Genomic DNA, 26,872 nt, shown 5'->3' with positions numbered 1-26,872 from the left:
TTTCAGCCGGGAGGGGTGGAAGTGTTCGGGGTTAGGCTGGAAACGAGTTTTAAATAGGATAAGTTTCCCCATCGCTCATTGCTCCCGCCCAATCGGTTAAGGCAAATATTTCAACTAGATCGACGATACAAAGCCCAATCATTTTGCTGTATTGTTTGCTTTCTTCTTCTATCGTTGGCTTACCGATTTTGAGCAATTTCAAATTATCCTTGCGATATATCATCCGGAAAAAAGCTAGCTCAAATATTTCTAATGCGATCGCTTTTGCAGCACGAGTTTTTAGAAAGTCTATAGCCTCTGATACCAGCGTCATTTGCATTTCAATATCAATTCTGTTTATCCAATGCAAAAAATTCTGCTTGGTCGATTCATCCGCACGGCTTGTGTCAAAGTGTACCAAAGGGTTTCCCGCCCCTTTTAAATTCTCTAAAAGCATTCTTGCGCCAGATTGAAAAGTTTTTAAGTCGCTGGCGATACCCCAAAAGCTTTCGGCAACTTCTTTTTCTATCTTTTTAGTGGTTTTGTTATCAAGATTATTCGCTAATTTAAACGCACTAAAAAAACATCCTCTCATCTCGTGTTTGTCGTATCCCACGATTTCTAAAAACCGTGAATTATAGATTTTCAATCTTTGCTGTCGATTGATTGCGTTAAATCTGTTGATATAGCTTTGGTTTATTTGATGATTGAAATTTTCACAAGATTCATCTGCAAGTCCTTTAAAATGAGCGAATGAAGGGCTGACTTCGGCACTTCTAACCAAAACTATCTGCTTTGATTTTGGTGCTAATCTTGCGTGTTCTTGGCGTTTAGATGCAGCTATTAAGTAAACAGGCTCCCCACATTTGGGACATCTTAATTGCCAGTTTGCGTAATTGCGGTAGCCACATTCAGAGGCATTTACAATTACGCCATATAACAAGCTTTTAGCGTAGCGCATAGGCAAAAATCAGGAATATAGAAACTTTGTTTTTCAAACGAGTTAACCGGCGATCGCTGCTTAATCATCTCTTTGAGAGAAAATCGCGGCAGGGCATATCAATCAACCCCATAGGATGAATAGCGCAGAAAAAGCCATCAGGTAATGAACACCCAGAAGCGCATTTTAAGCACATTTTGGTTTGCTCTTTTACAGCATTACGATGAGCAAATATCTTGTCTCGATTAGCTTCAAATATGGCTATGTGCTTATCTCGTTTATCTAACCATTGGGCATATTCTTCAGCGTTATCTGCTAAGAATTTCTCAATTCTTTTTCTGGAGTAAAGCTTGATTGATGGTGCGTTTCGGTAGTGGGGATTATCTAGCAATCTGTTAGGTTCGCCTATGCGTTTAATCCACCCATCCGAGAGTAAATATTTTTCCTTTAATTGTGTTTTGGTTATCCAAGTATCTTTGGGATTCCACTTGCAATCATCCTCATGGTAAAGAGGAATCCACACGCCCCACTCTTCATCTTTGTCCCATACCCAAGCGACTGCACGAGGCTTGGTATCTTCGCTCGGCGCTAGATTTATTTTCTTTAATTGACCAACAGTTTTGAGTTCGCCTACATTATCCCACTGCACGATGGGCGGCAGTTCGGGATTATCTATTTCGCAGTCTTTGACATCATAAAGCCAAGTCCAACAGCAGCGTTTCATGGAGTAAATTCCGCCACTAGGACTTGTGCCTTTTTTGGGTTTTAAGTTTTGCTTGTGCAAATCAACTAAGTCTTTTAAATGGTCGGGATGACAGCCCCAATCGTACCTAGTAACACCAGGACATTCCGTTCTCGGTTTGCTATTCCACTGCCAATCACAAACCGTGCATTTCCATATCTCGTTAGGATGTTTAAATAATTGATGTTGTAGCATATAAAACAATATTAACTATTAATTAATAGTTATATTATCTAGAGCAAATTTGTCAAGCAAAATTTAAGTTTTTATTGCAGTTATTAATAGTATTAATTGTATTATTAATAATAAAAATTCGCTCCATGAGCACTAACTCTGAGCGATGTATTCCTGGGTAAAAAGAACACCATGAATCTTAATATTTATCACAGCCAGGGTTAAATCTCTGCACTGGCAAACCCATTTTCAACACATCAATCCCGACTTGAGAAAGCAGGCAAGGATTGCCATTAAGCAAGAACCTTAAATGCAGGTGCGGCCCACTGGATAAACCTGTGGAACCGCACTTAGCCACTATTTGCCCTTGTTTTACCTGCTGCCCTTGTTGTACTAGAATGCCGCCATCCATGCAGTGCATATAGGTTGACTCGTATCCACCTCCGTACTTGATGGTGATCATGTTGCCAGCCCCGCCGTTACGTAGCGCGACCTGTGAAACCACCCCGTCAGCCATTGCCACAAACGGAGTTCCCATCGGGGCGGCGACATCAAGAATTTTATGGCGGTAACCGGCTGGGCGATTTTTTCTCGTGCCATACCCATCGCCGATACTACTTGCTCCCTTCGGCACGGGGAAGATAAACTTTCCAGGTGCGGCGACAGGAGCAGTCGGGGTCGTCGCTGCCGTAGTCGCCACAGGTGCGGACTCCACAGCAGGTGCAGCCTGCGGTGTATAAAACTGCAACTGTGTCACCCCACCAGGGAATTTGTGAGAAACGTTGCCGACTCGCCACTCCCGATTAAATGGCTCCGGCACGAGTTCCCCAGAGATGCCGATGATTTGCCCTGGCGCGATCGCCAAATATTCAGGCGTGGTGATAACAGTTGCCTCTGACTCGTACCCCTTAATCCTTTTAGCTTCATCGGCGATCGCCTCCCCTTGCGCCCTCCCATCAGCCAAGTCAATTGCGCCAATCGCCTGCCTCGGCATTCCCGCCCCATCTTCGCTTTTTCCAGGGTTAGCGGTTACGGGTTGCGGCGGCGGATCTTCTGCTTTCAAGGTGAGGCTAGTCAGCGCTGCTTTAGAAACTTGGCTGTTGCTGGTGGTAGATTTGGTAATCACCCCATTGGCGTCGATATCCTCAGTCTCAATCGTCGTGCCTGTGGTGGTTTCGGTCGTTGTCACCACCTTCTTGATCGTCGTCGCACCCGTGACTGAAGTTGTTTCCACCACCATCACAACCTTGCCGCGCTCGATGGTTTTGTTGGTGATGGTGGTGATGGTGGTAGTTGTGCCGTTGGGATTTTTCTGAGTCTTGGTAGTGGTTTTGGGCAATTCAAATTTTTTGGGTGATTCCTTGGGCGTGTTGTCGGCGGTGGTCGCAGAAGGCTTGGGTTTCACGTTGCCCACGATTGGGGGTGCAGCTGCGCCAGTTACCCCAGATGGCACTTTCCCTGTACCCGCTTTATCTTCAGTTTTTTGCTGCTCGACTTTCCCCGTTTGGCGGTCAATCACTGCCTTAGATGCGGCGGCGGGAGTGGGGGGAGAAGTAGCAGAAGCGCCAGAAGTTGAAGCGCGATCGCTCCTTGCCTTATCACTAAATCTCAAATCCAGCACATCGCCCCAATCAACTACAATCCCCGTGTACTCCGGTCTGCCGCTGGGTTTGAGAATGAGTTTATTTTTTTCGTCTTTGACGGTGTAGCCAATTGACCTGCACTGCCTGAGCAACAGTTCGTAGGCGGTAATCCCTGTTTGGTCGAGGAACTGGTAAGTTGGCCCGTTGCCTTCCATTTCTAGCTTGAGGTTATGCTGTCGGCAGACAATCTCAGCTAGCTGCCGCAGGGTGATATTTTCAAAAGACTTATTCTCAGTTCGCCGCGTCATCAGCCAGCGAACGCTTTGCCCTGTAAAGGTGGTGATATCTTTTTCGCCCTTAACCGAATCAGTGCCAATGTGGATGAAATGATAGGCGATGAGTTGCGATGGCTCAAACCCCAACTCGATGATGATTTCAGTCCCCTTAATGCTGGTTTCTTGTGGCGGCGTGACTGCTTGAATTTGGGTTTGGGGTGGGTTAGGCTGCGTCTCAGGAGCCATTGTCCGCTTTGAATTTAAGATGCTCCAAATGATAGGGAGTGTCCCGGTTCGCCCATCTTTTGTACCGCTTGAGTATCTGCCATCTGAAACGTACATCCCCGAATCATAGTGCTGGCTCCCGGCAAGCAAATACGGCGACGGACGCCCTTTAAACAAATACCCCAAGCCGTTGTAAGATTCCAAGAACCAGCAAAGGTCAGGAATATTGCCCCAGTTCACGCCCTTGAAACGGTTATCTGAGGTCAAGGCATCGATAGCAGCTTGCTCAAAAGTGTAGGGAGGAGCAACGCCGGGGATGCGACCAGCTGGGACGCGCACGGTTTTTCTTTGGAGCGAGTCGCCGTTAGCGATATTTTGGTTGAAATTGTAGGAACACTCGCGGTAGTGAATCGCTGCTATCACGTACCAAGGGACGCCCGTTTTGGCAGAGATGGTTTGATACCGGGCTTGGTTTGCGATCGCGTGCTGTGCCGCTTCCTTGACTATCCCTAATCTGTCGGAACGGATGGACATTGTTGTCCAAATTTGACTGTAGTAATCAGTTTGGGCTGCTTTGGTGCGACCAGTGGGACGGGTAAGGATTGCCGCGCCACCTGTTGAGGTAGGGAGGGCGAGGTCTGAGGTTGCTGATGATGTCGCGGTGGGTGTGGCGGTTTGTTTATTGCTGCCTAGTAATTCAGGTGGAACGACGATACCGCTAGATTTCAGGCTTATGTCTTGGAATTTGCCGCCAATAACTAGACCATTATCGTAGATGGAGAAGCTGCATTTACTTGCTCGTTCGCTTTCGCCAAGTTCCACGCTCACTTCCAAAAGGAAGCGATCGCCACTTTCAAAAACACTTTCACCAATCCGGCAACGACAAAAGGGGGCGATGAGTCTCACACCTGACCTCCCAATAACCACTTCACTAGCTGTACGGGTTTGCCGTCGTAGTTTGAAATCTGTTCCTCTGCCTTGTTGAGCGTTGTCTCCACATCCCCTAGCACCCCGTTAACATCACCCAGTAACTTCAGTGCGTCCGCCGCATACCCTTGTAAGTTGCCGGGTAACTGGGTTTGCAATGTTGTGAGTGTATTGGTTGCAGTATCTAGAGTTTCGCTAATCTGCGACAACACCGGACGGGCGTAGTTGAGGATTTGGGAAGTGTCAGGAATTTCTAAATCAATACCTTCTACCAGTTCGCCGAACACGTCGATATCTGGGTTGAGGTCGAGCAGTTCGGTGAATCTTGTAACGTCGCCGTTGAAGATTTCGGAGGCGAGGCTGGCTATGCTATCTCCGGTTTTGGTTTGAATCATTGGTCATTGGTCATTGATTATTGGTCTATCTGGCGGATTCCGCCAGATAGAATTACGGTGCTTTGCCACCAGTTACTAGTGGAATTGTAGTTACCCCTTGTCCTGTTTTAGCTTGAAACCCGTCCCACGCAAGGACTGTACCGATGGTTTTGCCGCCCGCCCCAGTCATACTGACTGCCCCACTACTAGCATCAGTTGAGAGCTTGTACTTGTTACCCCGAATAGCCGCCTGAACGTCGGCAGCCCATTGCTTGATATTGGTTTCGAGATATTTCTTAGCAGCAGCAGACGCATCAGCGCGTTGCCTATCAGTCAGCGGAAGCCTCGGTTTGCTTTGCTTCTCGCGAGTTGTTTTGGTAGTTTCTAAGTTTTTAGTTTTCTGCTGCTCAACCTCCCCTCGGCTAATCGCCTTGGGAACTTCCTTGAGTTCTAGTCCCAACTTCACGCTAGCGGGTTCGCCCCCCAGCCATGCCGATTCCTCCCACTGAATGCTAGTCAAAACGCACGGGCCAAACTCCCGCGTTCCCCATTGGAATTTGAGAATTGGAGGGGAGTATTTTTTATTTTTAATATCCGCTTCTAGTAGCAGGTTTATCCCTTCAATCAGTGGTCGCAGCGACTTCCCGCAGTACCAAGTTTGCAGAATTAAATCGGGAATGGAGAGTGTTTGCCCTGTGGTGGCAGTGTATTGAACTTCCGATCGCTGCGATGCCAGTGGCGAAATCTCGGTATACTTGGCTTCCCGGCTAAATCTGAGCGATTGAGGATTGACGAGAAATAGCCACAAAGGTTTAGCGACATTGCCGGAAATATCGTACTCCAGTAGCACTGCCTCAATCGATGCGCCTTCTTTGCTGGCATCTGGGAGTTGGCTGTATACAGAGTTGTACCTCATGCCAGTACCCCCTGTTGCTGTTGGGCGTACATAAGTTCTAATTGCTCTAGTGCCAACCGTGCGATCGCTACAGGGTCGTTTACCCCATATACGTTAATCACGGGCGAGAAAACAGTATTTCTCGTGGATGCTCCCACTGCCGCACTCCCTTGCATCATCCGCTGCATCTGGGCTGGAGTCAGGATGAATTCGCTTGAATTGGCAACTACCGGACTTGCTCCTGATGGCATATTGCGCGATTCGTTGGCGAAGGCTCCCAGCAATCCGCCAGCAGCCGTAGGGATATGGCCTTTATAGAAGCCAAGCAAGTTACCAACTCCAGAAGCAATATTTTGCCCCAGGTTGAACGCCGATTGTCCGGCGTTGGTAACCACGCTGGTAGCAGTGCCAATCGGATCGCTAACAACATTTCCGATGGCGCTGACGGGTGCAGCTATTGTACTTTGAGCTTGACCAATGACGTTGCCAATAGATCCAGTAATTGCCGATAGCAATTGATTCCACATATCGGCGATCGCTTGTCCCAGTGAGGCAAAGAAGTTTTGGGCTGAAGCGATCGCTGAATTTACGACCTCCGTCCAACCATTGGCGAAGTTCGCGAGCCAGTTTTGAATTGAACTAACAGCAAAGCTTCCAACTTCTCCCCAGCCACTAATATAAGAATTCAACCACTCGGAAATCGTGTAGCTAGTCGCAAGCCAAATATTATTCAGTCCTTCCAGAAGCTTGCCACCAATACTCAGCAATCCCCTACCAATCTCTACAAGTACGGTGGCGCGGAAGCTAGCAACCAATCCCACAATAAAGGGAATAGCTGCAAGGGCGATATTGCCAATGGAAATCAGGATATCCCCCCAAGGTAAATTGATGATGAACTGAATCAGTTTACCTACCAACAGACCGCCAAATACCCCAAGCTTTGCGCCCATCAGCCCAAACCCAATCGCGCCCCCACCACCGGAAAAAATCTTACCCGAAGAGGTAGCAAGCCAGGAGAAAAATTGCCCAATCCAAGCGTTGATTCCACCCAAAAATTTTTCAAAGCCGTTTAATATTGCAGTGGGATTGAATAGCTTCTGCGCCCCTCCCATGAAGCCTTGAAAAGCGTTAACTAAAATATCTGGCTTGATAAAACCTTGAATTGAATTGGTTAATTTTTGCAAGCCACCAAGAAGAAAGTCAGGGTCGAAAATCTTATTAAATATTGCGCTTACTCCGCCTATCCCGCCGCCTCCACCCTTGGCAAGTTTGGCAAGCGAAGTTGCAAAATCCGAGGCTTTTTTAACCCAGCCAGTGAAAGTATTGATGCCATTATAAAGCGCGAGCATCGGATCGACACTTGGCACTCCCAAGGCTTGCAATATGCTAGCCCCAGCATCAAAAAAGGCTTGCACGGCTTTTATGCCACCAGCAACAGCAGTCATTATATTCTGCTGCCCTTCACCAACTGACAAGTCCCGCAGCAAACCAAATACGCCAGAAGTAGGATCGAACAAGCTTGATTGAATACCAGCAATTAAGCCATCAACTGTGTTGCTAGCAGCGTCGATTACGTCTTTAGTGATTAGTTTGCCGCTGACTGCCTTAACAACTTCAATCCGCTCTTTTGAAGACAAGTTCTTCATGTCATTGAGAACCTTGCCGCGCTTTTTCATCTCCTGTTCTAGCAGGTTGATGAAAGCCGGGTTGTTATCGGCAAATAGCAAGTTTCTGGCACTAGCAATGTTGCCATCGAGCAAGCGCGCCGTGAACATCCCTACAGCGCCCGCATCTGTCCCTGACGAGATGCCAAGCAAGGTCATTTGCTTGGTGATGTCGGTGAGGTTCTTTTGAAATTCGCCTTTGTTTAATACTCCATTGGCATCCTTAAACGCCGGGATGACGTTATCCATGATGGAGTTAGCGACTTTTTGATAGTCAGCAGTCGCACCAGGCAAAGCACCCGCAATCTTCGATAGTTCTGCGCCAAAGCTGGTGACAAACTTCTCTGACTCTTTGTAAGATTCGCCCGTGAGTGCGGCAAAAGTACCAGCTGCCGACACGGTATCAAGCTGGATTTTCTTGGCTTCTTCAAACTTTTGCCCCATGAATTGAGCAGCATTGCCTACAGCATTCAAAGCTTGCCCCAGTAGGTTGGCTTTAAGAATCGCTCCGAATAAAGCATCGCCGATATTCCCGCCAGCATCGCCGCCATCCCTGCCCAGCAATCCTAGTCTTCGGCGAATGCGATCAAAGATATCGGAGGCACCATCTCGCGCTCTAATTATCAAGTCTACCAGGCTACTTGCCATGTTCCCAAGCTTTTCTTTCGGCTTCTACGGCTTCTAGGTGGATATCTATCATCAATTTGAGGGTGTCTAAGGGAATGCGCTTGTATTCTTCCAATCCCTGAAATGATTTACCGTTGATGAAATACACAATCCTCAAAAAATTTTCTTCATCAATGCCCTTGAGGTTTGCGGCGAAAGGATTGGAGGAGTTTAGCCACCCCCTGCCAGTCTCCCATGTTGATTGAATTTAGCGTTTTCTCGTCCACCCCGTCGCGATCGCCCCAGCGGACGCACAAGCGCAGAGCGATCGCTACTTGCGTTTCCAAATCCCCATCTTTTTGCTTGCTGATTGCTTCGGCATCGCCGTAGTTAGGGCGGCGGAAAATCGTCTCGATGCCATTGCTAAGAGTCAGGGATTTCGAGCGATCGCTCAGTTCGACGAATTCAGGCATTTCTTTTGGTGCAAGGGTCTCGCTGATAAGCTCTACATCCTCAATGTCGCGTTGCCGCAACTGTGGTAGCGCGATTCCTGACTTGTCTCCCCAACGGACGCAGTTTCTCGCTATCAGGCGGCCAGCTGCTTCGATTTCGTTGGTAATGCCAGCTTTAGCAAGGCTTCGCACGTCCTCTAGCACTACAGGACGAAATACGGTAATCGTGCCATCGCTGAGGGTAATTTTGATTTCTTGGGGGCTTTGTCCCTGTACTTCAATGACTTGCTGCTCGTTTGATTGAGTGCGTTGAATTCTGCCCATTATGCGTACTCCCAATCATCCGCGATAAAAGTGAGCTTCAGCATCGAAATATCGTTGGATTTTTTATCCACTTCAAACCCTTCCAACGCAGTCGGGCGAGCTTTGTAAACGATGACACTAGGGCCAATTGGCTCGACTTCTGGGCAGTAGGTCACTGGCGTAATTGAAATAGTGATTACATCTTTATTGTCATCACAGTAATTGCGCCAAAAATCGATAATAGGCTTATCCGCGATTGGATCGAAGGCTTTTTCCAAGTCCATCTCTTCCAATTCTCGCGGGCCTACAAGTTTGAATTTGCGGTTGCTGAGTCCGTCGTTGTAATCGGTGGTATCCGCCTTGTCCTTGATGCCGCTAAATTTTTCCCAGTAGCTATCAATGCCTTTGATGGTTACCAAAAATTGCTGCTGGGTAATTGGATTTGCCGTTGCTGCCATACTACGCTACACCTGCCGCTTGCTGTACTTGATCGATTGCCACGCGGTAAGAGCCGACTAATATCCGCTCCAAAGTCGGTGCTGGAGCCGCGTATACTTCAGCCCTCGCAATTCCCGATTCCAGATCGATAGCAGGATTTATTGAGCGATCGCACTTCACTAAAAAAGCATCCTTGGGTTGTGCGCCAAAGAAAGCCCCGCCTTCCCAAAATCGGTAGGCGATCGCTTCGATTGTTTCTCGAATGCGAATGAACAGCACACCTTGTCCGTCCACCGCACTGAATATCACGCCACCCTCATCCAAGGTTTGTTGAATGGAGCGATTGAAAACCGAGAAAATAATCCGAGTATTAACAAAGCGGTAGTAAGGTGAAGCGCTGCGGGTGCGAGAGCCGTAGACCACAACACCTTGTCCTGGCAGATTGCGGATGCAGTTAACTCCTTCTGGATTAACCACTGCTTGCTCGGCTTTCTTCACCGTCACCGCTACGCCCTTCACTCCGCGCATTGGGTACTTTGTCCCCGCCGGCGGCTGTTGGAATCCTTGTTCCCTGTAGCGGCGAAGCGCGATCGCAGCCACTCCCGCGCTGGGTGGAACTGTGTTGTCCAGCAAGTCCACAACGTAGGGGAAGAAGTAAGCAAGGTGTCCGCGTGCTGTAGTGTAGTTGGCGGATTCGGTTTGTGCCAGTGCCGGAGTATTGATAGCGGCGTGCGGGCCAGAATCTACGAATGTCGCCCAATCAAAGCCTTCAGTGGCACAGAGGTTTTCCATCGCGGTGGCGACTGAGGTGCGATCGCTCTGGTTGGTCAACCCTGAAAAAGCCTCTGGGCAAATTAGGATACCTTGCTCGTGCAGATCGGGGTCGAAGGAGTTTTGAATGGCATAAACGAACTCATCCGCCAATGTAGCGTAGGTGTCAACAGTAACCGTGAGCGTTGAGCCGCCTGGAGCTGTGGGAGATGTGACTGTAAAGGCTGTCCCGGCACTATCAGAGGTAACAAGAAAAGTACTGTTGCCACTGGTGTCATCGGATGCTGTAACAACGGGGTTAACTGTGACATTGGCATTAGTAGCAGCAATCAAGCCATCCACGATTGATTGCAGAGTTGGCGACGATCCGGCTGTGTAGCTGATTGCCGTGCCGTTGATATTGAATGAATAAGCGCCAGCGGTTGGAGTGCCAACAGTAAATGTGGCGACTTGCTTAGAAGCAGCGCGGACGAAAAAGAGAATGCCGTTAGAAAGATTATTAAAAAAGAGCTTGACTGAATTCAAGCTTGGAGAAGTCCCAAATTTGGTTGCAAAGTCATCCGCGCTGGTAACTTGCGTAGGTGTGTTGAAAGCTCCGGTTGTCCCCGTGCCGATGAGATAGGCGCGGTTGAATGACGCGATGTCAGCAGGGATCAGTCCTGCTGTGTCCTCGTAGACATACACGCCGGGCGCTGTTAGTTGATTTATGTTAAGCGTTTGAGGCATGAGCAGTTATCGATAACTGCCCGTAGGGTTCCCTATACGACCATCTTGCCGTTTGCATCAAAACTGAAGGGCATAAAGGCAGATTGGGCGATCGCAGTCCATCCTTGAATTTCTTGAGATGTGGGCTTATTCAAAATAGGCACTGCATCAATCATGCCATTCCACAGCATCACTATAATGTCGTAGTTTTCGTACTGCGAGCCACTGACTCCGGCAGAAATGGCTATGCTCTCTAGTCTGCGTACAGCACCCCGGTTGGTAGATGATTCACTCATCCGGTTGTAAGCCGCATTTGGCAATATTGCTCTATTGAATGCTCCCCAATCAGGATCTGGTTTTGGTGCAGCAGGGCGTGTAAAAACTGTGCCATTCCAGATATCGCCCATCCCTGCTGTCTCACTTGGAATCATAAGTGAATCTGTTGGGTAATCATCTGGGTCATCTAATACGATTACGTTAACAACTATTGCATCTTCAACAACTGCATATCGCATTATTTACCCCCAAAAAACCCTAACTTCACCACGTCCACCATTGCCACCGCTTCCACCAGATGTAGTACCAGGGCCGCCTCCTCCGCCCCCTCCACTGGGAGCGCCACCGTTGCCGCCGTTGCCTCCTGTGGTAGTTGAGCCGCCACCGCCGCCGCCAGCGCTACCCGCGCCAGTTGTGGAATCGCTGCCATTACCACCGGTTGCCCCCGGAGTTCCAGTAGGGCCGCCAGTACCCCCACCTCCAGAATTCACAGCTGGTGCGCCACCGTCACCACCACCAGCAGCGGTACCACTAGCGCCACTTCCACCGCTAGGGCCGCCGAAAACGCTGCCTCTGCCAGGGCCGCCAGCGGTCGAGTTGCTAGCAGCGCCAGCAAACAAAGCTGCATTACCTCCACTTGCACCCGCAACCCCATCTGGGTCTAGCGCTGTTGTCGATCCGGTTGCAGCTTGCAAGCTAGAAGCTCCCGCAGATCCGGTAGTTGAACCAGAAGGCGAGCCGCCCCCATAAGCTGTCAAAAAACTTCCAAAAGAAGAGTTTCCCGCTTGCGTACCTTGAGCGCCTGGAGCGCCGCCAATGCCGCCAGCACCCACGGTCACAGTTACAGATGAGGGCAAAGCGCTCGCAGCAAATCTTTTACGCACATAGCCGCCGCCGCTTCCTCCTCTGCCTCCTGAACTGGTAGAGCCGCCACGCCCCGGGCCGCCCGGCCCGTAAATTTCCACTTCTACCCAGGTGATATTGTTGGGTTTGGGCCAGGTTCCGGAAGCCGTGAATATTTGAGAACCAGATGTGGAAGCGCTAGCCGTTCCTTTAACGTATCCCATCCTATACCTCCCACCAAGTTACAAAGCCATTGACAGCAATAGCCGAACCGACGTTGATTACAAAAGCTTGGTCAACTGCTAAAGCCACTGGCTGAGGAAAATCTGCAACCAAATCGGAAATGGTCATTACTCCGCTAATCGCTGTAGAAGTCTTTTTCAGGGTGATGGCTGTAGCGCTGCCAAGAGTCAGACAAAGACTGCTAATTCTCAAAGCCTTGCCACTAGTGGGAGTGAGAATTGTTTTGTCACCACTCGTGCCATCGGTGGCGATCGCGGTCATAGTTGTTGTAGGAGAAGCAGGCAAGCGATCGCGTATTTCCGTAAGCCTAGTGAGTTGTGCAGTTTGATTGGTCGCTGTGGCTGCATCCGTAGGCAATGGCAGCGATGTAGCTGATACGGGCTGCGTGGCGGGGAAGTTACTAACTTGAAAGCTTGTAGGGAAGTTAGAAACGCTGACACTGCCTGCAATTGTCTGGGTCGCTGGAAAATTGCTAACTTGAAAACTTGTAGGGAAGTTACTAACTTGAAAGCTCGTTGGAAAATTAGAAACACTAACGTTACCCGCAATTGTTTGCGTAGCAGGTAAGTTGCTAATTTGAAAACTAGTAGGAAAGTTGGAAACGCTTACAATGCCTGCTACGGTCTGCGTGGCAGGAAAGTTGCTAACTTGAAAACTTGCAGGGAAGTTGGATACAGCCACCTCACTAACTTCTACGTTGATGTCGCCCACGCTCAAGGGTGGCATCGCAGTAACTTCCACTTTACCTATAGTGTTTTCGCCAACAGGTAAAGGCTGACTGATTGCTACCGCCCCAGTAATGCTTTGTTGCGTTTTTAGCGGATCGTCGGGCGTTCCCGTCCCTGTGGTCGCAACGTGCTTAGTAGCTCCATCTGCGTCTTTAATCTTAAGAGTAGTCATAATATTTCGATATATTGACCGCCATCCGAACTCGAAAAGTCCATTAACCCTGTCGGCACGCTTTCTATCACTACGAAAGTCCGATCCACTACGTTGTCTGGTAGATCGTTGACACGCGATCGCCTTGTTGCAACTTGAATTTGAATACCATTAGCAGGGGTATAAGGACGCACGCCCAAAGCCGGATCTCGCGTCAGGTAATCAATATCAGCAGCAGTATAAGGCTGTTGCCCTTCGATTTGCATCATCGCCACAGCGACCACCATTGCGTAATACCAAATGCCATCCTCAGCTTTTAAAAATCCTTCCTGCACTGGGTAGCACTTGGAAAGTGGCCCCTTGAGGGGAATTAATCCTGTGATGGCATAGCGCACCGCATCAAGCAGTGGATAAGCGCCTCTGTGGGTACGTAAATCCTTTAGTTGCAACGACAACTCGAACTCGGCAATGATTTCAACAGTCATAGGCTGAACGGATGTCACGCGATGGCGACTTCGCTTGTAGCCAATGAGAATCATTCCCTTGCGTCCTGGCTTCGGTTGCTGGTCGCTATCGCCCGGAAAAGGAGAGATATTCACCTCAAAAGGTGCAAGAATCGCCTCGACTCGTTTGACTATAGCGGCTTCAGCTTCTGCAAGCATTACCAATAATCCTTCAAGGCGCTAGATGTCCAAGTCCTGCCAGGGCTTTTAAACAGCACCACATCGCCATTTCCAGCATCGGTTGTAGTACCATCAGTGCCATCAACGATACCCGGCAGCGATGCTTTGTTAGCTGCCAAGTCTTTGAGGTAGTAAAAAACCAAATCCCGCCGCCTGGAAACTTCTTCTCTTGGCTTATCCTTGTCTAAGATGTACCGCGCCACATCGCAAGTGTAATTGCGAAGCACTGTTGGTACAACAACCAAAGGCACTTTGTAGTGCACCGCTAGGTAAGAATCGAGTTGAGCTTGGGCATCCTCGATCGCCCGATTTACCACATCTTCGTTAATTGTGGTGTTGTCGGGGTAGTCAATGTTACTAAGCTCAAGTATTTCTTGCTCGCTAAAAGCGGCAATCATGTCGGCGACGGTAGCGTAGGGCATGGGAGATTGGATATTAGGAATTGGATGTTAGTAAGGATTGAGAGCTACACGACAATCACCTCTTGTGGTTGAAAATAATTCTGAATTCTGAATTAAATCCTTCTCAAGGAAACTGTAACCACCACTCCAGCTAGGTTTGTGACTGTGCCAGCGAAATCAAGAGACAAGCGATCGCCACTAGCCAACGTCCTTGTTGCTTCAGTTGCAACGAGCGCCCCAGTTTGCACAGTGTTAGCAGTGCCTTTGCAATTAAATCCAGCATTGCTGCTGTCGGTCAATAGGTCAGTTCCAGCACCAGGGGCAGCAGTGCCGGTATCTTTGGTGATTTGTAGGTTTACCGCGCTAGCATCATTCCCCGCAGCCGAGTGTACGTAGGAAATGCTAGTCACCAAGTAAGATCCATCCGCTACAAAGAAAGGCTGGTCAACGCATAGTGAATTGAGCGGACACTGAACGCTGATATTGTGCGTGAGGTTGATGTTAGTGTTGATCAACTCAACACCGATTTTTTGCTTAACAGCCACTATTCATTTCCTCCCTTGATTGCTGCGATACGGCGGTTAATGGCACGGCGAACGGTAACGCGAGATTCCGAAGCAAGCCACGCTTCGAGTTTGGCAACATCGGCGCAATTTTCAATTACTTTTTCCGCCTCCTCGACGTTCATGGTCGAAAGTTCCGAGGGCTGGGGTGCGTTCGGGTTAATCTCGGTTTTAGGAGAGATGATCTCAATTGCTCCCCAGCGTTCGTACTGGGGAAAGTCGGGGTGCGATCGCAATTGTTCTACAATGTCGTCCGAGATATTTAGATTACTGCCAGGTCTTAGGGTGAGACTGTCAAAACAGACTGGGCCGTTGCGGGGCGGAAAAGATTTTTCGGGTCTGAGGATAATTGTTGCCATTAGCTCACCTTTGGAACCTTGATGTATCTAAATGCTCCAGGATAATTAATTATTGTGGGCGTTGTTGAACTAAACATCGGGTAAACCTTCCGCCCGTCCCGCACTGTTACCCATTCTTGGGGCATGAGTTGAACCAGTTCGATGTGACGCTCAACAACTTCTGGGTCTTTGGTGTAAAGCGTGATGAGGTCTTTGTTTGTCCCACCTGCTTGCACGCCATTTGCTTCCAGCTGACTGGAATCGCACTCTTGGCACTTCGTAATCTTGAAGTTAACGTCTTCTTCGGACAAAGCCTGCTTGATGTAAGTAAGCACGCTTACAGAACTATCAGGCATCCTGGTTTTAACTAACTTGAAGTAAAAGCCAGTGGAAATTAAGACATCCATCGGCATTTCAACGTTATTTGAACCCGTGTGTGCTGCCTTTAATTCATCTACAAAAAACTCTGCCAATTCGTCGGGTGCTGCGGTGTTCGGGTCGAAGCTGGAGTTATTGAGGGTGACGCCGGCGTTGTTTAAAAAGCCAGTTACATTGAGTCGTGTGTCGCCGAATGCAGCAATACGGTGATGCCTTTCGCCGATAGATCGCTTTGCCAGCATTTGTTTGCGATTGTTGATTTCTGCCTTTGCACCAGCGTAGTTGTAAGCACGCTCTTGCTGGAAGGTGTAGGAGAAGGCACTAGCAATCATGAAGATTTTGTAGCGATCTTCGCCGGCTGACACATCCACAATGGGGATGTCGAAAGCGCCATCGCCGATAATGTCAGCGTCGCCAACTTCGTCTACAGTATCGCGCACCACTTCAGATGCACCTGCTTTTAGGTCTGCCTGGGTGGGTACAATTTTGCCGTTTTCAAAAGCTAAATCGCGATACCTTCTTGAAAGCACTCCGGGCATATTTTGCTCAAGCGCCCGGTACAGTAAATTTCCGCCTGTGGTCATGGTTAGGGATTGGGGATAGGGGAATAGGGGAATAGGGAATAGGGACGAGAATGATTGTCGCTACGCCAAATTAATCGAGAGAGGAACGACAGAGCCAGCAGTCCCGGACTTCATGAATCGAGCATTAGTTATCTGCACTGCCCGGTTGGTGTCGGCATCGGCGCGGAATTGTCCTTTGCGTTGGCCAGTTTGGGGGGTGTGAATCCAAAAAACGTTAGACGCGGGGTTGACGTTTTGTACAACTTTCACCCCAATCACGCCGCGCACTAAATACGAAATAGTCCAGTCGAGGGGATAGCCAAAATCACCATCAGCGTTAATGCTAAAGCCAGAGCGCTTTTCGATTGTGTCAGTGGCATAAGCAATGCCCATGAACAAGCTATTAGCATCCACGGGTAGAATTAAATCTTTGTCACCACTGCCTTTGACCAATGCCCGACCAAAAACCAGGATATCGGTATCCGCATTCGCAGCTGTGCGAATGACAGATGACTCTAGGTTGGCGACTTGCCCCTCGTAGAGTGAAGCACCGTCGAGTAAATCTGTGCAGTTATTAATTGGCATTATTTCCAAGCCTCCTCATAAGCTTTGGCTGCGTTAGCGTAGGCGCTGCGGGATTGCTTCTCTTCCTCGGAGAATGCCTCAATGTTCTCATCGCGCACGACTTCCTTGAGATTCACTAAGTCTGGTTGAGATTTGAGGAAATTTTGTAACCAAGTTAAGTGGGTCTGAGGCTTGCCTTCAGAAAATTCCACCTCTTCTTCTGGCAGGTTCATCATGAATTCGACTAGCTGCCCTTTTTGATTGGGGCGAATTTTGCCCTTGAGGGACTCAACGAAGTTGGCTACGTTTTCCCTTTTCTTCTCCAACTTGGCTTGCCGCAGTTCGGCTTTCAGTTGTCCAACCTCTTCTGACAATTCAATGCTTTCTTGTGATGGCACTGGCTCTGATTCCTCCGTGTAATCGTATTTATTTAAAAGCTGCAATACTCTCTCCCCGACTTCCTCTAGGCGCGATTCCATGTCAGGGGAAAACGTTTTACTAATAAAGTTTTCTAGTTCATCGACTCGGCTCTCCAGATAATCAAGGCGGCCATCACTGGGCATGGAGAGCAAGTAGGCAGGTACAACGCGATCGCTCACTTCAATGCCGTACTCTTCAATCAGCCATTCCCGCAGATTGCGAAAAATCTCCTTATCTCCCCCCACACCACAGCAAAAATCCACCACTCCCTCTTCAGCTTCAGCAAAGGCAACGGATTTTAATCCTTTGACAGCTGGTGCCATTCCCCCTAAAAAGCCCACGTGACGCAGGTAGTAACTTCCTGGCTTGGGGTTGGAGGATGAGTCTGGACTATAAAAACTGGCGGAAATTTTCTTATACCGCCTGCTTTTAACTGCTTCTTGGAAATCTGCGTCCCAATCTTTGAGGCTGGCCATCAGCTTGTTGCCCACCCGCCGCACTCCTTCTACCCAGGCGTAAGCCGGGGAGTTGTCGCGGGGATGTCCGACGACTGCGGGAGCGTCGAATAAATCGGGGTCATAGGATTGGGCGATCGCATCGAGGTCGCTTTCCGACAGGGTGACGGTTGCGCCGTTACTGGAGGTGTGAGTGCCAGCTGCAAAGATTTCGATTTCCTGGGGCATGGAGGAGTAGGGGAGAAAGGGAGGGGGCAACCTCCCAAAATAAGGAATTTTCTAATGCATTTGTAGAGTTCCCATTTGTCTTATCTGGCGGAATCCGCCAGATAGCGTCTTGAAAAGTTGCTCCTGGGGAGCCAGTGCGTTGGGCGGTTCTGCCGACTTGTAGCAACTGGCGTGGAAACCCCCAAGACCGACGCCACTTGCTTTATGCCGGGGAACCCGTCCACCGCAGTGGCTCCACTTTCCGCTACTGCCCTTTGACGTAATCAAGTAAAATCTCCCCTAACTCTCGTTCATCTTCTGTCGATGCCCCCAAAAACGGGCGTGGCGGCAAATTGCGCTTGGGGTATCCCATTTGGTGAGCGCGAGCATACTTGATATTGGTTCCTAAAACCACCCGAACACCATCAGCGCGGTAGGTGATGGATGCCCTGAGTCTGCCGGATTCCGTGAGTATTTTGGTTCCCCGCTTGCGCTTCTTGTATGCGGCTGTCAATGGGGCCCACGCTACCCCATCGGGGTCGTGTTCGCCCTTGAAATTCCGCTCGGTTCGCCGCACCATGTATTCGCCCATTGAAGCAAAGGCAGGGCGGAGGTTGTGCAGGCGATGTTCAATTTGGGCTAAATTGTGCTGGGCAGCAAGGGAATCGAGAGTGATAATGATTTCAGCCATGACACCTAAGCTTTTGAAGCGCTATGACTACGGTTCCCCACGCAAATTACATCCAATGGAACAACGCCACCTTGGACGACTTACAACCTAGAGCTAGGCTCTACCGTTTTGACGGGATGTTTGGTTATGTAGCTCGCATTGGCAGCAATGATGACTATGCTGTTTACCAAGGCAATGCAGATTGGACGCTAGACACAATTGCTGACTATGGAACCAAGATTTTAGAGGAAGAAGCGCGAGGTTTGTTTCCTGTTTGTTTAGAGGCAGGGTTGAATTACAGGTACTAAGACTGTTTTATCAGTACTTCACCAGCAACAGTATCAATTCCGTCGCCTACTCCTTCGCTATAGCCGATGTAGAGCGCCGTTGTCGGCTCTTGAGAATTTTCTGAAAACGCTCTAGTGCCGAGATGATCGTATTCCCCATAGTAGGAGCCATGACCGGGGTCTTTTTTGATCTTTGTTTTTATAACTGTTTTGACCGGATTAAGATTCGCTTCGTACCCAGTAACAACCACCTCAAGTTCTGGATGCTGAAGCAGAATCTCTGCAAGTTCTTTAGCTTTCATAAAAACTGCACTCTCCACAATTGCCACTAGGATTTACAGCGCATTGCACGCAAGGCGATGCCTGCGGCGGGCTGCGCCTGCGCGCATTGAACTTACACGAAGGATCGCCCAAGCAATCATCCTCAGTATCTACTCGAATCAGATCTACCTGATATCGGTGACAATACAATTCATATTGACGAAGCAATTCAGCCTCTTGAACTGCAACAAGCTTTTTCTTTGTTGATTCAAAGTTGAAGCTAGGGCGAAGACTTCCAGTATCAAGAAGTCCTAGCTGGCTAATTCCAACTGGAACAAGGCGCGCAAAATCCTGCCACATCTTCCTTATCCCCTCTTGAACCTCAGGACGCGCCATTGTTTCAGACAGCTTTGCTATTGTGTTATTCATTTGAGCAAAAGCCTCGCTGACTCCGGTCAGTTCAATAGTGAAACCGGTGCAAACGGTCTTTATTGTTGGTTGTCTTCGTACAGCTTTTATCTTGTGGCGGTTTCGCCTGCGCTGTCTGATTGAAATCATTTCTCTAAAGCCCTTTTGACCTGCTCCCGTAACTGTGGCGGTAACTTTTGCATCGCCTGTTCTAGTATCGCTTGCTTTTGGCTGGGGTCGCTGCCACCGGGGATAGTCGAGAATCCAGGTTCACCAATGGGCTTGCCACCGATCGCAGGGACTCTTTTCTTGTCGCCCGTCACTTTATCTACCACAGTCACCGTCTCTTGCGGTGGTTCATCTACCGTCAAGCCCTCGCGTTCAATGTCCCGCCGAGATACGGAAACCGCACCACACCTGCAACCAAAGCCAGAAGGTGGAAAACAGGTTTGCCAGAAAGGAGCGTCGGCCCTAAAGACTTTTTGATCTAAGGCTAGGTGATGGGGGCGAGGTACTCGTGAATCGCGATGTACCCATTGCCAATATGGACGAAGCCTTAATACTTCGGGATCGCTCATCTGCTTGTAGCGTCCGGCCCCGTAGGCGTTCCTCAGGTTCTGGTTGAAGATGAGCGCAGTCCGCCAGGGCCGCTTCGCTGGGTTCCACCCCGCCTTGTCTATCGCATGGTCAAATCCCTTCTTAAATTCGCCGTAACTGTCGCCGTTTTCTAAGCCACTCGCAACCAAGCGATAAACATCGCCCAGGAGTTCGAGGGAGGTTACGTTCGCCAACGTAAAGGCATAATCAGCAGCCGCATCAGCAAAGTCATCCCAGGCAAGGGACGGTAAAATCGATTTCTGTTTAAAATAGGCGATCGCTTCATCAAATGGTAGTTTAAAGGGATCAATGGTTTCTGGCATGGGTTTATGGTTCCCCTGGTGGCAATAGCCCCTCTCGCTCCAATCCCTCAATCACCCATTGCCTGATTTTTTCGGAGCGGTTGGGGAGACTTCGCAGTATTTCGTCTACATCTGTGGTGAATTTTACGCAGATAGGGGAATCCGCCATAGATCCTGGCTCATTAACAAATCTACCGCTTGCATCCCTTTTAGCTTTATCTATTGGGCGTTCCATCAATACTAATCCGATTCTCCTCCTTATTTTACCACCATCCACGGTATACCGTGATAAACTTCCTTTATTGCAAAACTGATTTTTGCTAAAAATCCATAGAAAATTCTCATGTAAAATCTATTGCTACCACGGTATACCGTTGTTATGATAGGTACATGAGCGGCGAGGGACACCACTTCAACCCCCCTCCCCAAAAGAAAAATGCGCTACATCGATACCCGCCAACAAAGAGATTACAGCCAAGAAGAATTAATCGCCCTGTGGAATGGCATCGCCAAACCCTTTCCCAGCAGCTACTACCAGAGCGAAAAGTCGTTGATTATCCAAAAAAATGCGAGTTTGTGGAGAGATTACCAAGAAATGGTTCCCTACGCCCAAGAATACGAGTCCGATGGGTGAGACTACAGCGAATTTTCCTGCCCACTGCACAGATGGCAGTATCTGTGCAAAAAAATCTAATCACACCAAAACTCTACATACTACTCATTCAGTCTCAAAGGATTTACATCATGCAAGAAATACTTACCTATGCCATCGAAATCGTGTTTTGGGCTTTCATCTTTGTGATGATTTTTGACTTCATCAACGGACTCTTCCCCCCTGTGCCAATGCCAAGCGTCAAGGAAGTCAAACCAATCGAACCTGAACCTGAAAACATTTCATTGCCCGACGACATACCCCACACTAAATTTGCAATTCCCGATCCGTGGTTGTGTGATACTGAAGAGGTTGTCAAAACCGCGCATATCACACCCCTGCCTCCGCTTCTGGCGTCAATGTCGCCACAGATTGCAGGTACTCTGCTACAGACCCCATCAGTACCGAAGCGCAAACGCGGAAGACCAAGGAAGATAGCCTAGTACACTGCCCTGAGCATGGCGCTAAACTGCTCAATCCAATATAAAAGTAATAGTCTAGTTAACAGAAAAATTATGGAAGATGAGATATTAATTACTTGTGCTTTGCGTTTTGATGGACACAAATACCAACAGCAGACTGGATTTGACGCTAAGAAAGCAATAGACAGTTTCTTCTCAAATCAACAATGGGGATTGCGACCACTGGAATTACTGGCGACATTCTTTTTGTTGCAGCGATCGCTTTACAAATATGATTTGCAGTACGAACCAAAAGATAGCAATTTCAGAAAAGTTTTTCGCTCTCTATTCTTTGAATGCGTTGATTTAGACATCCCAGAGGAATATCAACAAAAAGAATATGTTCAAGCGTGGGACAGCCAATATAAGCCTGACTTAGAAAATGTAAAAAATATTGTCAAAACTAATTACTGAACAAAGTTTTTAGCAATCCGGCGTCATCGTCATCATCTGCATCTATGGTTTTTGTGTATTTGAAAGGTACTTTGTCCAGAATGGCTACAAATTCATTTTCATAATCGCCCATGAACGCAGAACCTCCTTTCCCTGGATGGCGCTCATGAAAATAGACGCCGACAACACGATGAGGTGGAACTTTTTGCACAGTCAGTTCATTGCCATACACGGATATTGCTTGAACTAAAGAGGTTGACTCTGCTACTCCACGCTTCATGATGATATCGGTATCGCCAACCTTATGTCCATACATATCCATAACGGCTTTATTTTCAGTTCGCACGAGCGTGATTGTGCCATCGGAATTTTTGTTAGGAAAGTCAGTCTTCGTTAGCAGCTCGTAATTGAAAGCATGATAAGCTGCCATTGTTTCGCTGTATTTGCTTTGTCCGCCTGCTTCTTTGACGTATTTTTTGTATGCCTGCTTGGCGGATTCTTCCCCATCTGACCAATAATAGTTGTCTTTGCTACCACCTCGTTGCTCCGCTAGATGGTATTTGTAAGCCTGAGCGCCATCACTCCAAGAAGAGCCAGCTTGTTTGTCCATCCAGGTACTTGCTACTTCATAATTTCCTCCGTTTTTTTGAACGTATTCTTCAAAATCTTTCATTGTGGAATTTTTGCCACGCAAATTGTCGAATTCCTTGCCATTCTCGTCTTTGAGGATCACATCGTTTCCCTCTCCTTTGAGAGATTTTGGCAATTTACCAGTGATGCCGACTGTGCGAATGCCTACAGTATGCTTGGTGAAGGTACTGATGTAGTTGTCGTTCCAGTCGTCATCTTCCAAGGTTTTGCTGATTTGGGCAACTCGCTGCATCTCCTCAATCCGACCTTTTAGAGTTTCGCGGACATCTGGCGGCACGGCCGCTAAAAGTTGTTTTTGTTTGACTGCGATCGCGTCGATCTGCTGCACGATTTCCTTGTGCTTCATCCCGGCAAATGCTTCGGCAGCCTGGGGATTAACACTTTTGTCGCGCATCGACCAAAGTTCAGTGGGGTATTTATTCCACTGTTCGTCAGTTTTTTTAGCTCCCTGCGCTCGATAGCCAAGCGCACCGCCATTATCAACACGGTAGACCTTGCCATCCTTACCAAGGATGATGTTATCTTTTTCTTGACCAACTACATCCCAGTTTCCAAGTAGCGCATCAGCAGTATAATTTTTTTTCAGTTCGGCTAGGAGCTTTTTTTTCTCGGCTGGCGTACCTTTTTCTATCACCTCTTTCATGCTTTTGCCCTCAACGTACTCAGCCAGCTTCACCGGGCCGTCGGGGGTTTCGTAGAGCTTCTGTTTGGGCACATTAACGCCCAGCGCTCGATAAGCATTATCGGCCGACGCTTCGCTTCGCAAGTGTTCGGGACTATCGCCAGTTTTCCTGACAAAAAGCTTTCCAGTCTTGGGATCGCGTACTAAGACGGCTCCAGTGCTTCCTCCCAGGGGTTTAACGACCTCTAGTTTGCTGGGGTCGCTGGGAAATCCACCACTTCCGCCTGATGACTTGGTTTTTTGCGGACTTGAGCTTCCTCCCTTTACCTTTGTCCTTACCTGAGAAATCTTTTTCTTGGTTGGAGCGTCTGCATTTTTTCTACAGGTTTTCTTGGCGCTGATGCACGATCCGCCACAAGCAATACCTTTTGTGCAATTACTGGCTTTTTTTTGAGCGAAATCCAGCCCTTCTTCAGTGAAGTCCCCTACGTCGCCGGGATTGACGAGACTGTAGCTAATTTCGTCATCATTGATTTCAAACTTAAATCGCTTGGTCAGCTTGGAATTAACCCTATCAAGGAAGATGCCAGAGAAGCTGTCATCCTCATTTAACTGGGCTTGAGGTATGGCAGTAATCCCGTCTTGGTACTGGGTTTCGAGGATGTCCCGCAGTTCTAGCAACAATTGGGAGTCAGTTATTTTGGCGACGCTGGTCTCGGCAAAATCAAAACGATCTCTCAGCAGTCGCGTGACATATAGCCCGACAAACTTGTATTCATACTCGGTGAACTGTAGCGACATCAGAGAAAGCCAAGAGAATTACGCCTCTAGATTTCCCGCCTCATTTATTACCTCAAATCTGCCACCAGCTTCGGTTGCCATCATCGCTTGTGCCATGAGTTCGGTGAAGTCGGTGGTGTTAAGCTTGGGGAAGAGGTCGAAGAGGCGATCGCGCACCTCCTCAAAACTTTCCGATTCCTGCACTAGTCCCCGTATCTGCTCAATCCACGAACTTACAATGGGTGCAGAACGCTCTTGTAGCTGAGCCGCGTACAGGTCAACTCCATCCTTCTCGGTTTCGGCGAAATTAGCAGCAATGGGGAGACTTCGGGAAGTGGAAAGAGAAACAGGTTGAGTACGCTTGTACTGTTCTAGACTCTCAACGGTCACTTCCTGAATTCCACCAAAGAAATCAACAGGCATTTCCTGAAGATAGGCAGCCTTTGCTGATTTGAGGTTTGCGTAGCCAACCATGTATTTGTGTTCGTCAAAATCGCCATCCTCCAGCGAAACCTGGGAGACTTGAAAGATGCGTTGACGGTTTGCATCTTGCCCTTGGGCATCGCTCCCGGTAGGTTCATCGTCAAGTAACCCGGAGTAGATATAGCAGTCGAGCGCTTCACTATCTGCCCCAACGTAACCTCGTATGTGACCGTAACCAGATCGCAGTTTCTTGGAATGCTTGCGACCTGGGAATCTCACCTGATTGGGAAGGAACTCCACGCCGATAGCCAAGCCATTCCACTTCAGCACGCGGTCAATGATGCTGCCAAAGTTAAGGCTCTCTGACATATCAGCAGTGTCTTCTTCTGTCTCCCCTGCCCCCTGCTCCCCGCCCCCTGCCTCTTGTACGCCCGAATTAGCCAAAAACTGCTCATCCGTCGCCTCGCCACCCTGCTCAACTTCCTCATAGTGGTCGCCGTAAATCTCAGTTACAGCTTCCTTCTTCAGTTTGAAGCCCATGTCAAATAGGGTCTTGTCGCGCTGCGATCGCCCGTTCAAATCCTCTGCTTCCTCGAAGTTGCGCCATAAACGCGGAGGTTTGGCTTCCGGCAGGTTTAATTGCACATCCCACTTAATGAGCGTGCGGTTAAGGGTGTCGGAGAGCAAATCGGCATCCGCCTTAGTCAGTTCCTTTCGCACCTCATTGTGAGTGTTGGCAGCGGCGTAGCTCCCCCTGCTGCCGATTTCAGTGGTCAAAGTCTCGCCCAGCACAGTTTTACTGATTTCCCCGTCCATGTACTTGCACAGGGATTCATAGCAATTTATACTGCCAGAGCGAGAGGCTTCTAGTAGCATGATTTCTATGTCTTCGGGAATCATCACGCCAGCATCGGTGGCGATCGCTTCCAATGCCTCAAGCAGCCTACTTTTTTGCTCTTTGGTGGCTCCACGCTTGTATTTACCAATTGCGGTAGGAGATGCGAACTTATCAACGAACTGCAACCAAAATTTGATGCCTTGCTTTTTGAAGAATACATTCCACCAGAGTGTACGCCCTAATCCCGTACCGTAAGGGTTATCATCGGTAGCGCCGCAGATGTGGCTGAAAAACTTCTTAGGGTAGAGCTTGGTGACAGCCTCCCCATCAATCATGTCTTCTAGGGTTAAAAGTCGTAGCTCCCACTTTCCCGCTTCGTTGATGGCGAAGTTGAAGCGTTGCTGGTTTCTGGCTTTAATTTGGTTGGGATAGAACTCTTTGCCATCTTCACTCCAGAGAATTTCTGCCGGCTTAAAGCCTTTGAGCGTGGCATCAAGCAAGTTGTAGCAGGTTCTGTCAAATCCAGTTGCCAGCAAATCATCATCATCGGCCCTGCTAGCAAGACTTTGCAGATGATACTTCACCATGTCCGCCGCTTTTTGGTCAATCTTGTCTTTTGAGGCGGGTTCCACCGACCACTCGCGGGCGATGACTGCTAGATATCGCTTTTGCAGTACCGAGAAACAATGCCCGTCTTTGAGTAAATCGTCGTAGGCTTTATACTCCCCTTTGCCTCGCCCCTGGAGAACGTCATCAGGATTGAGCAAGCGCGAACCCAGCAGCAGCAGATAGGGGTCGCGTTTGACTGAAGCTATTTCTGTGTCAAAGTTACGGGGGAGGGAAGGCATTTGAATGTAGGAGAAAGAAAGCCGGAAACCCGGCTAGTGCATGAATCATGAAAATTCACTCATCTAGAGTTCCCTCGGTTTCCTATCTGGCGGAATCCGCCAGATAGCTCCTCAAGCGGACATTGGATCGTCGCGTCCAATACCGAGCGATCGCAGCTTGAGCTTCACGTCCTCAGGTTCATTCCCACAGTAGTAATACTTTTTCTCACGCAGATTTGCTAAGTAGTAACCGGCTTTGCCACCTTCAAGACGAAACAACTCAATAGCTACTTGTTGTTTGGAAATGCTGTACAGGAGTTCAAAGTCGTTAAAATCAATGCTTATTGGCAAGCTTTTGTGAAACAGCTTGCCTTGCTTGAAATGCCATCCACCAGCTACGCGCTCAATCACGCGATAGTAATCTGGGATATAAACGTTTGTGTCCATTTGCTATACTCCAAGTAGGCAAGAAAGCCCCCAAGTGGGGACTTGGGGGATTGAGCTACTTATCGCTCATCTGGCTCATCTGGCTTAATTTCAGGGGGGAGTTCGTCGTCAGAAACTAACTCTCCCTCCTGGCCCTTAATGTCGGTCTTGAAATAACCAACATGGTCTTCCTCCGCCGAAGCTGGTTCATAAACTTCCAGGTCTTCAGGATTGGGTTTTTTCGAGCCGCCATTGGATTGAGTCATTCGCTTCACCTCCTGACAAGGGGTAGTGTTTTTGTCCCTTGTAAATCCATTATATTCCCGGTTAACCGGGAATATCAAGAATTGCATAAATAAATTTTAGGGATTATTATGGGGTTATCCCTAGTTAACCAGGAATAGTAGC

General features: G+C 48.6%; 33 protein-coding genes. 4 read left to right on the top strand and 29 right to left on the bottom strand.

The genetic code is table 11. The features are described from left to right. Positions 1-49: 49 nt before the first annotated feature. From VF06_RS12695 to VF06_RS12600, 21 genes are all read right to left on the bottom strand, one after another. Positions 50-940 carry a hypothetical protein gene (locus tag VF06_RS12695; protein WP_099068854.1) on the bottom strand — a complete coding sequence of 297 codons (891 nt, stop codon included), beginning with the start codon at positions 938-940 and terminating at the stop codon, positions 50-52. A 64-nt stretch (positions 941-1,004) separates the two neighbouring features. Continuing rightward, positions 1,005-1,856, bottom strand: a complete 852-nt coding sequence (locus tag VF06_RS12690; protein ID WP_099068855.1) for a hypothetical protein — start codon at positions 1,854-1,856, stop codon at positions 1,005-1,007. Between the two features lie 178 nt (positions 1,857-2,034). Beyond that, positions 2,035-4,824: a peptidoglycan DD-metalloendopeptidase family protein gene (locus tag VF06_RS12685; RefSeq protein WP_099068856.1), complete on the bottom strand. Its 2,790-nt coding sequence runs from the start codon at positions 4,822-4,824 to the stop codon at positions 2,035-2,037. Next, positions 4,821-5,132, bottom strand: a complete 312-nt coding sequence (locus VF06_RS12680; protein ID WP_143863038.1) for a hypothetical protein — start codon at positions 5,130-5,132, stop codon at positions 4,821-4,823. Before VF06_RS12680 ends, VF06_RS12685 begins: the two co-directional genes overlap by 4 nt. Before the next feature lie 160 nt (positions 5,133-5,292). Continuing rightward, the gene (locus VF06_RS12675) at positions 5,293-6,135 is read right to left on the bottom strand and encodes a CIS tube protein (RefSeq protein WP_099068858.1); all 843 of its coding nucleotides are present in this window, start codon (positions 6,133-6,135) and stop codon (positions 5,293-5,295) included. Further along, positions 6,132-8,426 (bottom strand): phage tail family protein, encoded by a 2,295-nt coding sequence (locus VF06_RS12670; RefSeq protein WP_099068859.1) that lies wholly within the window; start codon positions 8,424-8,426, stop codon positions 6,132-6,134. Before VF06_RS12670 ends, VF06_RS12675 begins: the two co-directional genes overlap by 4 nt. Then, positions 8,416-8,562 carry a hypothetical protein gene (locus VF06_RS40655; RefSeq protein WP_180267320.1) on the bottom strand — a complete coding sequence of 49 codons (147 nt, stop codon included), beginning with the start codon at positions 8,560-8,562 and terminating at the stop codon, positions 8,416-8,418. The genes VF06_RS12670 and VF06_RS40655 overlap by 11 nt, the downstream gene beginning before the upstream one ends. A gap of 13 nt (positions 8,563-8,575) precedes the next feature. Further along, positions 8,576-9,160, bottom strand: coding sequence for a hypothetical protein (locus tag VF06_RS12665; RefSeq protein ID WP_099068860.1), 585 nt, complete (start codon positions 9,158-9,160; stop codon positions 8,576-8,578). Next, positions 9,160-9,597 carry a hypothetical protein gene (locus VF06_RS12660; RefSeq protein WP_099068861.1) on the bottom strand — a complete coding sequence of 146 codons (438 nt, stop codon included), beginning with the start codon at positions 9,595-9,597 and terminating at the stop codon, positions 9,160-9,162. The genes VF06_RS12665 and VF06_RS12660 overlap by 1 nt, the downstream gene beginning before the upstream one ends. Position 9,598: 1 nt before the next feature. Further along, entirely contained in the window at positions 9,599-11,074 is a 1,476-nt protein-coding gene (locus VF06_RS12655; protein ID WP_099068862.1) for a phage tail sheath subtilisin-like domain-containing protein, read from the bottom strand. Between the two features lie 32 nt (positions 11,075-11,106). After that, positions 11,107-11,568: a hypothetical protein gene (locus VF06_RS12650; RefSeq protein WP_099068863.1), complete on the bottom strand. Its 462-nt coding sequence runs from the start codon at positions 11,566-11,568 to the stop codon at positions 11,107-11,109. A 3-nt stretch (positions 11,569-11,571) separates the two neighbouring features. Continuing rightward, positions 11,572-12,396 (bottom strand): glycine-rich domain-containing protein, encoded by an 825-nt coding sequence (locus VF06_RS40650; RefSeq protein WP_099068864.1) that lies wholly within the window; start codon positions 12,394-12,396, stop codon positions 11,572-11,574. A gap of 1 nt (position 12,397) precedes the next feature. Further along, entirely contained in the window at positions 12,398-13,315 is a 918-nt protein-coding gene (locus VF06_RS12640; RefSeq protein WP_099068865.1) for a hypothetical protein, read from the bottom strand. After that, positions 13,312-13,956 (bottom strand): Gp37 family protein, encoded by a 645-nt coding sequence (locus tag VF06_RS12635; RefSeq protein ID WP_099068866.1) that lies wholly within the window; start codon positions 13,954-13,956, stop codon positions 13,312-13,314. Before VF06_RS12635 ends, VF06_RS12640 begins: the two co-directional genes overlap by 4 nt. Further along, complete coding sequence (locus VF06_RS12630; RefSeq protein ID WP_099068867.1) at positions 13,956-14,399, bottom strand: gp436 family protein; 444 nt, start codon at positions 14,397-14,399, stop codon at positions 13,956-13,958. The genes VF06_RS12635 and VF06_RS12630 overlap by 1 nt, the downstream gene beginning before the upstream one ends. Positions 14,400-14,491: 92 nt before the next feature. Further along, a complete protein-coding gene (locus VF06_RS12625; RefSeq protein ID WP_099068868.1) occupies positions 14,492-14,923 on the bottom strand; it encodes a hypothetical protein in 432 nt (143 codons plus the stop codon). Next, positions 14,923-15,300 (bottom strand): hypothetical protein, encoded by a 378-nt coding sequence (locus VF06_RS12620; protein ID WP_099068869.1) that lies wholly within the window; start codon positions 15,298-15,300, stop codon positions 14,923-14,925. Before VF06_RS12620 ends, VF06_RS12625 begins: the two co-directional genes overlap by 1 nt. Continuing rightward, positions 15,300-16,241 carry a major capsid family protein gene (locus VF06_RS12615; protein ID WP_099068870.1) on the bottom strand — a complete coding sequence of 314 codons (942 nt, stop codon included), beginning with the start codon at positions 16,239-16,241 and terminating at the stop codon, positions 15,300-15,302. Before VF06_RS12615 ends, VF06_RS12620 begins: the two co-directional genes overlap by 1 nt. 60 nt (positions 16,242-16,301) lie before the next feature. Next, positions 16,302-16,805: a structural cement protein Gp24 gene (locus VF06_RS12610; RefSeq protein ID WP_099068871.1), complete on the bottom strand. Its 504-nt coding sequence runs from the start codon at positions 16,803-16,805 to the stop codon at positions 16,302-16,304. Next, the gene (locus VF06_RS12605; protein WP_099068872.1) at positions 16,805-17,887 is read right to left on the bottom strand and encodes a hypothetical protein; all 1,083 of its coding nucleotides are present in this window, start codon (positions 17,885-17,887) and stop codon (positions 16,805-16,807) included. The genes VF06_RS12610 and VF06_RS12605 overlap by 1 nt, the downstream gene beginning before the upstream one ends. A gap of 244 nt (positions 17,888-18,131) precedes the next feature. Next, the gene (locus VF06_RS12600) at positions 18,132-18,557 is read right to left on the bottom strand and encodes a phage virion morphogenesis protein (protein ID WP_099068873.1); all 426 of its coding nucleotides are present in this window, start codon (positions 18,555-18,557) and stop codon (positions 18,132-18,134) included. A 23-nt stretch (positions 18,558-18,580) separates the two neighbouring features. Here VF06_RS12600 and VF06_RS12595 point away from each other — a divergent pair, with 23 nt between their 5' ends. Beyond that, positions 18,581-18,844 (top strand): hypothetical protein, encoded by a 264-nt coding sequence (locus tag VF06_RS12595; RefSeq protein WP_099068874.1) that lies wholly within the window; start codon positions 18,581-18,583, stop codon positions 18,842-18,844. Here VF06_RS12595 and VF06_RS12590 read toward each other — a convergent pair. Genes VF06_RS12590 through VF06_RS12575 form a run of 4 tightly spaced genes read right to left on the bottom strand, consistent with a single transcriptional unit; the run spans position 18,841 to position 20,626 of the window. Then, positions 18,841-19,125, bottom strand: coding sequence for a hypothetical protein (locus VF06_RS12590; protein WP_099068875.1), 285 nt, complete (start codon positions 19,123-19,125; stop codon positions 18,841-18,843). The genes VF06_RS12595 and VF06_RS12590 overlap by 4 nt on opposite strands. Beyond that, a complete protein-coding gene (locus VF06_RS12585) occupies positions 19,115-19,642 on the bottom strand; it encodes a DUF6464 family protein (protein ID WP_099068876.1) in 528 nt (175 codons plus the stop codon). Before VF06_RS12585 ends, VF06_RS12590 begins: the two co-directional genes overlap by 11 nt. Beyond that, positions 19,639-20,412 carry a phage head morphogenesis protein gene (locus VF06_RS12580; RefSeq protein WP_099068877.1) on the bottom strand — a complete coding sequence of 258 codons (774 nt, stop codon included), beginning with the start codon at positions 20,410-20,412 and terminating at the stop codon, positions 19,639-19,641. The genes VF06_RS12585 and VF06_RS12580 overlap by 4 nt, the downstream gene beginning before the upstream one ends. Positions 20,413-20,416: 4 nt before the next feature. Further along, positions 20,417-20,626 carry a hypothetical protein gene (locus VF06_RS12575; RefSeq protein ID WP_099068878.1) on the bottom strand — a complete coding sequence of 70 codons (210 nt, stop codon included), beginning with the start codon at positions 20,624-20,626 and terminating at the stop codon, positions 20,417-20,419. A 201-nt stretch (positions 20,627-20,827) separates the two neighbouring features. Between VF06_RS12575 and VF06_RS12570 the strand changes: the two genes are divergently transcribed. The 3 genes from VF06_RS12570 to VF06_RS12560 all read left to right on the top strand — a co-directional run bounded on the left by VF06_RS12570 (position 20,828) and on the right by VF06_RS12560 (position 21,918). After that, the gene (locus tag VF06_RS12570; RefSeq protein ID WP_099068879.1) at positions 20,828-21,025 is read left to right on the top strand and encodes a hypothetical protein; all 198 of its coding nucleotides are present in this window, start codon (positions 20,828-20,830) and stop codon (positions 21,023-21,025) included. Next, positions 21,022-21,486, top strand: a complete 465-nt coding sequence (locus VF06_RS12565) for a hypothetical protein (protein WP_099068880.1) — start codon at positions 21,022-21,024, stop codon at positions 21,484-21,486. The genes VF06_RS12570 and VF06_RS12565 overlap by 4 nt, the downstream gene beginning before the upstream one ends. A gap of 72 nt (positions 21,487-21,558) precedes the next feature. Continuing rightward, complete coding sequence (locus VF06_RS12560) at positions 21,559-21,918, top strand: hypothetical protein (protein WP_099068881.1); 360 nt, start codon at positions 21,559-21,561, stop codon at positions 21,916-21,918. Here VF06_RS12560 and VF06_RS12555 read toward each other — a convergent pair. The 4 genes from VF06_RS12555 to VF06_RS12540 form a co-directional block, all read right to left on the bottom strand. Next, positions 21,908-23,971, bottom strand: coding sequence for a hypothetical protein (locus tag VF06_RS12555; RefSeq protein ID WP_099068882.1), 2,064 nt, complete (start codon positions 23,969-23,971; stop codon positions 21,908-21,910). The two genes, VF06_RS12560 and VF06_RS12555, sit on opposite strands and share 11 nt — an antisense overlap. Positions 23,972-23,989: 18 nt before the next feature. Then, positions 23,990-26,059, bottom strand: a complete 2,070-nt coding sequence (locus VF06_RS12550; RefSeq protein ID WP_099068883.1) for a phage portal protein family protein — start codon at positions 26,057-26,059, stop codon at positions 23,990-23,992. Positions 26,060-26,170: 111 nt separating this feature from the next. Continuing rightward, the gene (locus VF06_RS12545) at positions 26,171-26,485 is read right to left on the bottom strand and encodes a hypothetical protein (RefSeq protein WP_099068884.1); all 315 of its coding nucleotides are present in this window, start codon (positions 26,483-26,485) and stop codon (positions 26,171-26,173) included. Positions 26,486-26,544: 59 nt separating this feature from the next. After that, a complete protein-coding gene (locus VF06_RS12540) occupies positions 26,545-26,817 on the bottom strand; it encodes a hypothetical protein (RefSeq protein WP_099073039.1) in 273 nt (90 codons plus the stop codon). Between the last annotated feature and the right edge of the window lie 55 nt (positions 26,818-26,872).

This window comes from Nostoc linckia z4, from assembly GCF_002608075.1.
GTDB lineage: Bacteria > Cyanobacteriota > Cyanobacteriia > Cyanobacteriales > Nostocaceae > Nostoc > Nostoc linckia.
This window is presented reverse-complemented; position numbering and strand designations above follow the sequence as displayed.

What these genes read in the sequence shown, in the direction of transcription:
- VF06_RS12615 (WP_099068870.1), bottom strand. Translation starts at nt 16,241, where the DNA reads ATGACCACAGGCGGAAATTTACTGTACCGGGCGCTTGAGCAAAATATG.
- VF06_RS12590 (WP_099068875.1), bottom strand. Translation starts at nt 19,125, where the DNA reads ATGAAAGCTAAAGAACTTGCAGAGATTCTGCTTCAGCATCCAGAACTT.
- VF06_RS12635 (WP_099068866.1), bottom strand. Translation starts at nt 13,956, where the DNA reads ATGCTTGCAGAAGCTGAAGCCGCTATAGTCAAACGAGTCGAGGCGATT.
- VF06_RS12675 (WP_099068858.1), bottom strand. Translation starts at nt 6,135, where the DNA reads ATGAGGTACAACTCTGTATACAGCCAACTCCCAGATGCCAGCAAAGAA.
- VF06_RS40650 (WP_099068864.1), bottom strand. Translation starts at nt 12,396, where the DNA reads ATGGGATACGTTAAAGGAACGGCTAGCGCTTCCACATCTGGTTCTCAA.
- VF06_RS12560 (WP_099068881.1), top strand. Translation starts at nt 21,559, where the DNA reads ATGGAAGATGAGATATTAATTACTTGTGCTTTGCGTTTTGATGGACAC.
- VF06_RS12570 (WP_099068879.1), top strand. Translation starts at nt 20,828, where the DNA reads ATGCGCTACATCGATACCCGCCAACAAAGAGATTACAGCCAAGAAGAA.
- VF06_RS12690 (WP_099068855.1), bottom strand. Translation starts at nt 1,856, where the DNA reads ATGCTACAACATCAATTATTTAAACATCCTAACGAGATATGGAAATGC.
- VF06_RS12595 (WP_099068874.1), top strand. Translation starts at nt 18,581, where the DNA reads ATGACTACGGTTCCCCACGCAAATTACATCCAATGGAACAACGCCACC.
- VF06_RS12600 (WP_099068873.1), bottom strand. Translation starts at nt 18,557, where the DNA reads ATGGCTGAAATCATTATCACTCTCGATTCCCTTGCTGCCCAGCACAAT.
- VF06_RS12605 (WP_099068872.1), bottom strand. Translation starts at nt 17,887, where the DNA reads ATGCCCCAGGAAATCGAAATCTTTGCAGCTGGCACTCACACCTCCAGT.
- VF06_RS12650 (WP_099068863.1), bottom strand. Translation starts at nt 11,568, where the DNA reads ATGCGATATGCAGTTGTTGAAGATGCAATAGTTGTTAACGTAATCGTA.
- VF06_RS12580 (WP_099068877.1), bottom strand. Translation starts at nt 20,412, where the DNA reads ATGCCAGAAACCATTGATCCCTTTAAACTACCATTTGATGAAGCGATC.
- VF06_RS12575 (WP_099068878.1), bottom strand. Translation starts at nt 20,626, where the DNA reads ATGGAACGCCCAATAGATAAAGCTAAAAGGGATGCAAGCGGTAGATTT.
- VF06_RS12630 (WP_099068867.1), bottom strand. Translation starts at nt 14,399, where the DNA reads ATGCCCTACGCTACCGTCGCCGACATGATTGCCGCTTTTAGCGAGCAA.
- VF06_RS12655 (WP_099068862.1), bottom strand. Translation starts at nt 11,074, where the DNA reads ATGCCTCAAACGCTTAACATAAATCAACTAACAGCGCCCGGCGTGTAT.
- VF06_RS12670 (WP_099068859.1), bottom strand. Translation starts at nt 8,426, where the DNA reads ATGGCAAGTAGCCTGGTAGACTTGATAATTAGAGCGCGAGATGGTGCC.
- VF06_RS12665 (WP_099068860.1), bottom strand. Translation starts at nt 9,160, where the DNA reads ATGGGCAGAATTCAACGCACTCAATCAAACGAGCAGCAAGTCATTGAA.
- VF06_RS12550 (WP_099068883.1), bottom strand. Translation starts at nt 26,059, where the DNA reads ATGCCTTCCCTCCCCCGTAACTTTGACACAGAAATAGCTTCAGTCAAA.
- VF06_RS12660 (WP_099068861.1), bottom strand. Translation starts at nt 9,597, where the DNA reads ATGGCAGCAACGGCAAATCCAATTACCCAGCAGCAATTTTTGGTAACC.
- VF06_RS12545 (WP_099068884.1), bottom strand. Translation starts at nt 26,485, where the DNA reads ATGGACACAAACGTTTATATCCCAGATTACTATCGCGTGATTGAGCGC.
- VF06_RS12620 (WP_099068869.1), bottom strand. Translation starts at nt 15,300, where the DNA reads ATGGCAACAATTATCCTCAGACCCGAAAAATCTTTTCCGCCCCGCAAC.
- VF06_RS12555 (WP_099068882.1), bottom strand. Translation starts at nt 23,971, where the DNA reads ATGTCGCTACAGTTCACCGAGTATGAATACAAGTTTGTCGGGCTATAT.
- VF06_RS12640 (WP_099068865.1), bottom strand. Translation starts at nt 13,315, where the DNA reads ATGACTACTCTTAAGATTAAAGACGCAGATGGAGCTACTAAGCACGTT.
- VF06_RS12695 (WP_099068854.1), bottom strand. Translation starts at nt 940, where the DNA reads ATGCGCTACGCTAAAAGCTTGTTATATGGCGTAATTGTAAATGCCTCT.
- VF06_RS12585 (WP_099068876.1), bottom strand. Translation starts at nt 19,642, where the DNA reads ATGATTTCAATCAGACAGCGCAGGCGAAACCGCCACAAGATAAAAGCT.
- VF06_RS12610 (WP_099068871.1), bottom strand. Translation starts at nt 16,805, where the DNA reads ATGCCAATTAATAACTGCACAGATTTACTCGACGGTGCTTCACTCTAC.
- VF06_RS12540 (WP_099073039.1), bottom strand. Translation starts at nt 26,817, where the DNA reads ATGCAATTCTTGATATTCCCGGTTAACCGGGAATATAATGGATTTACA.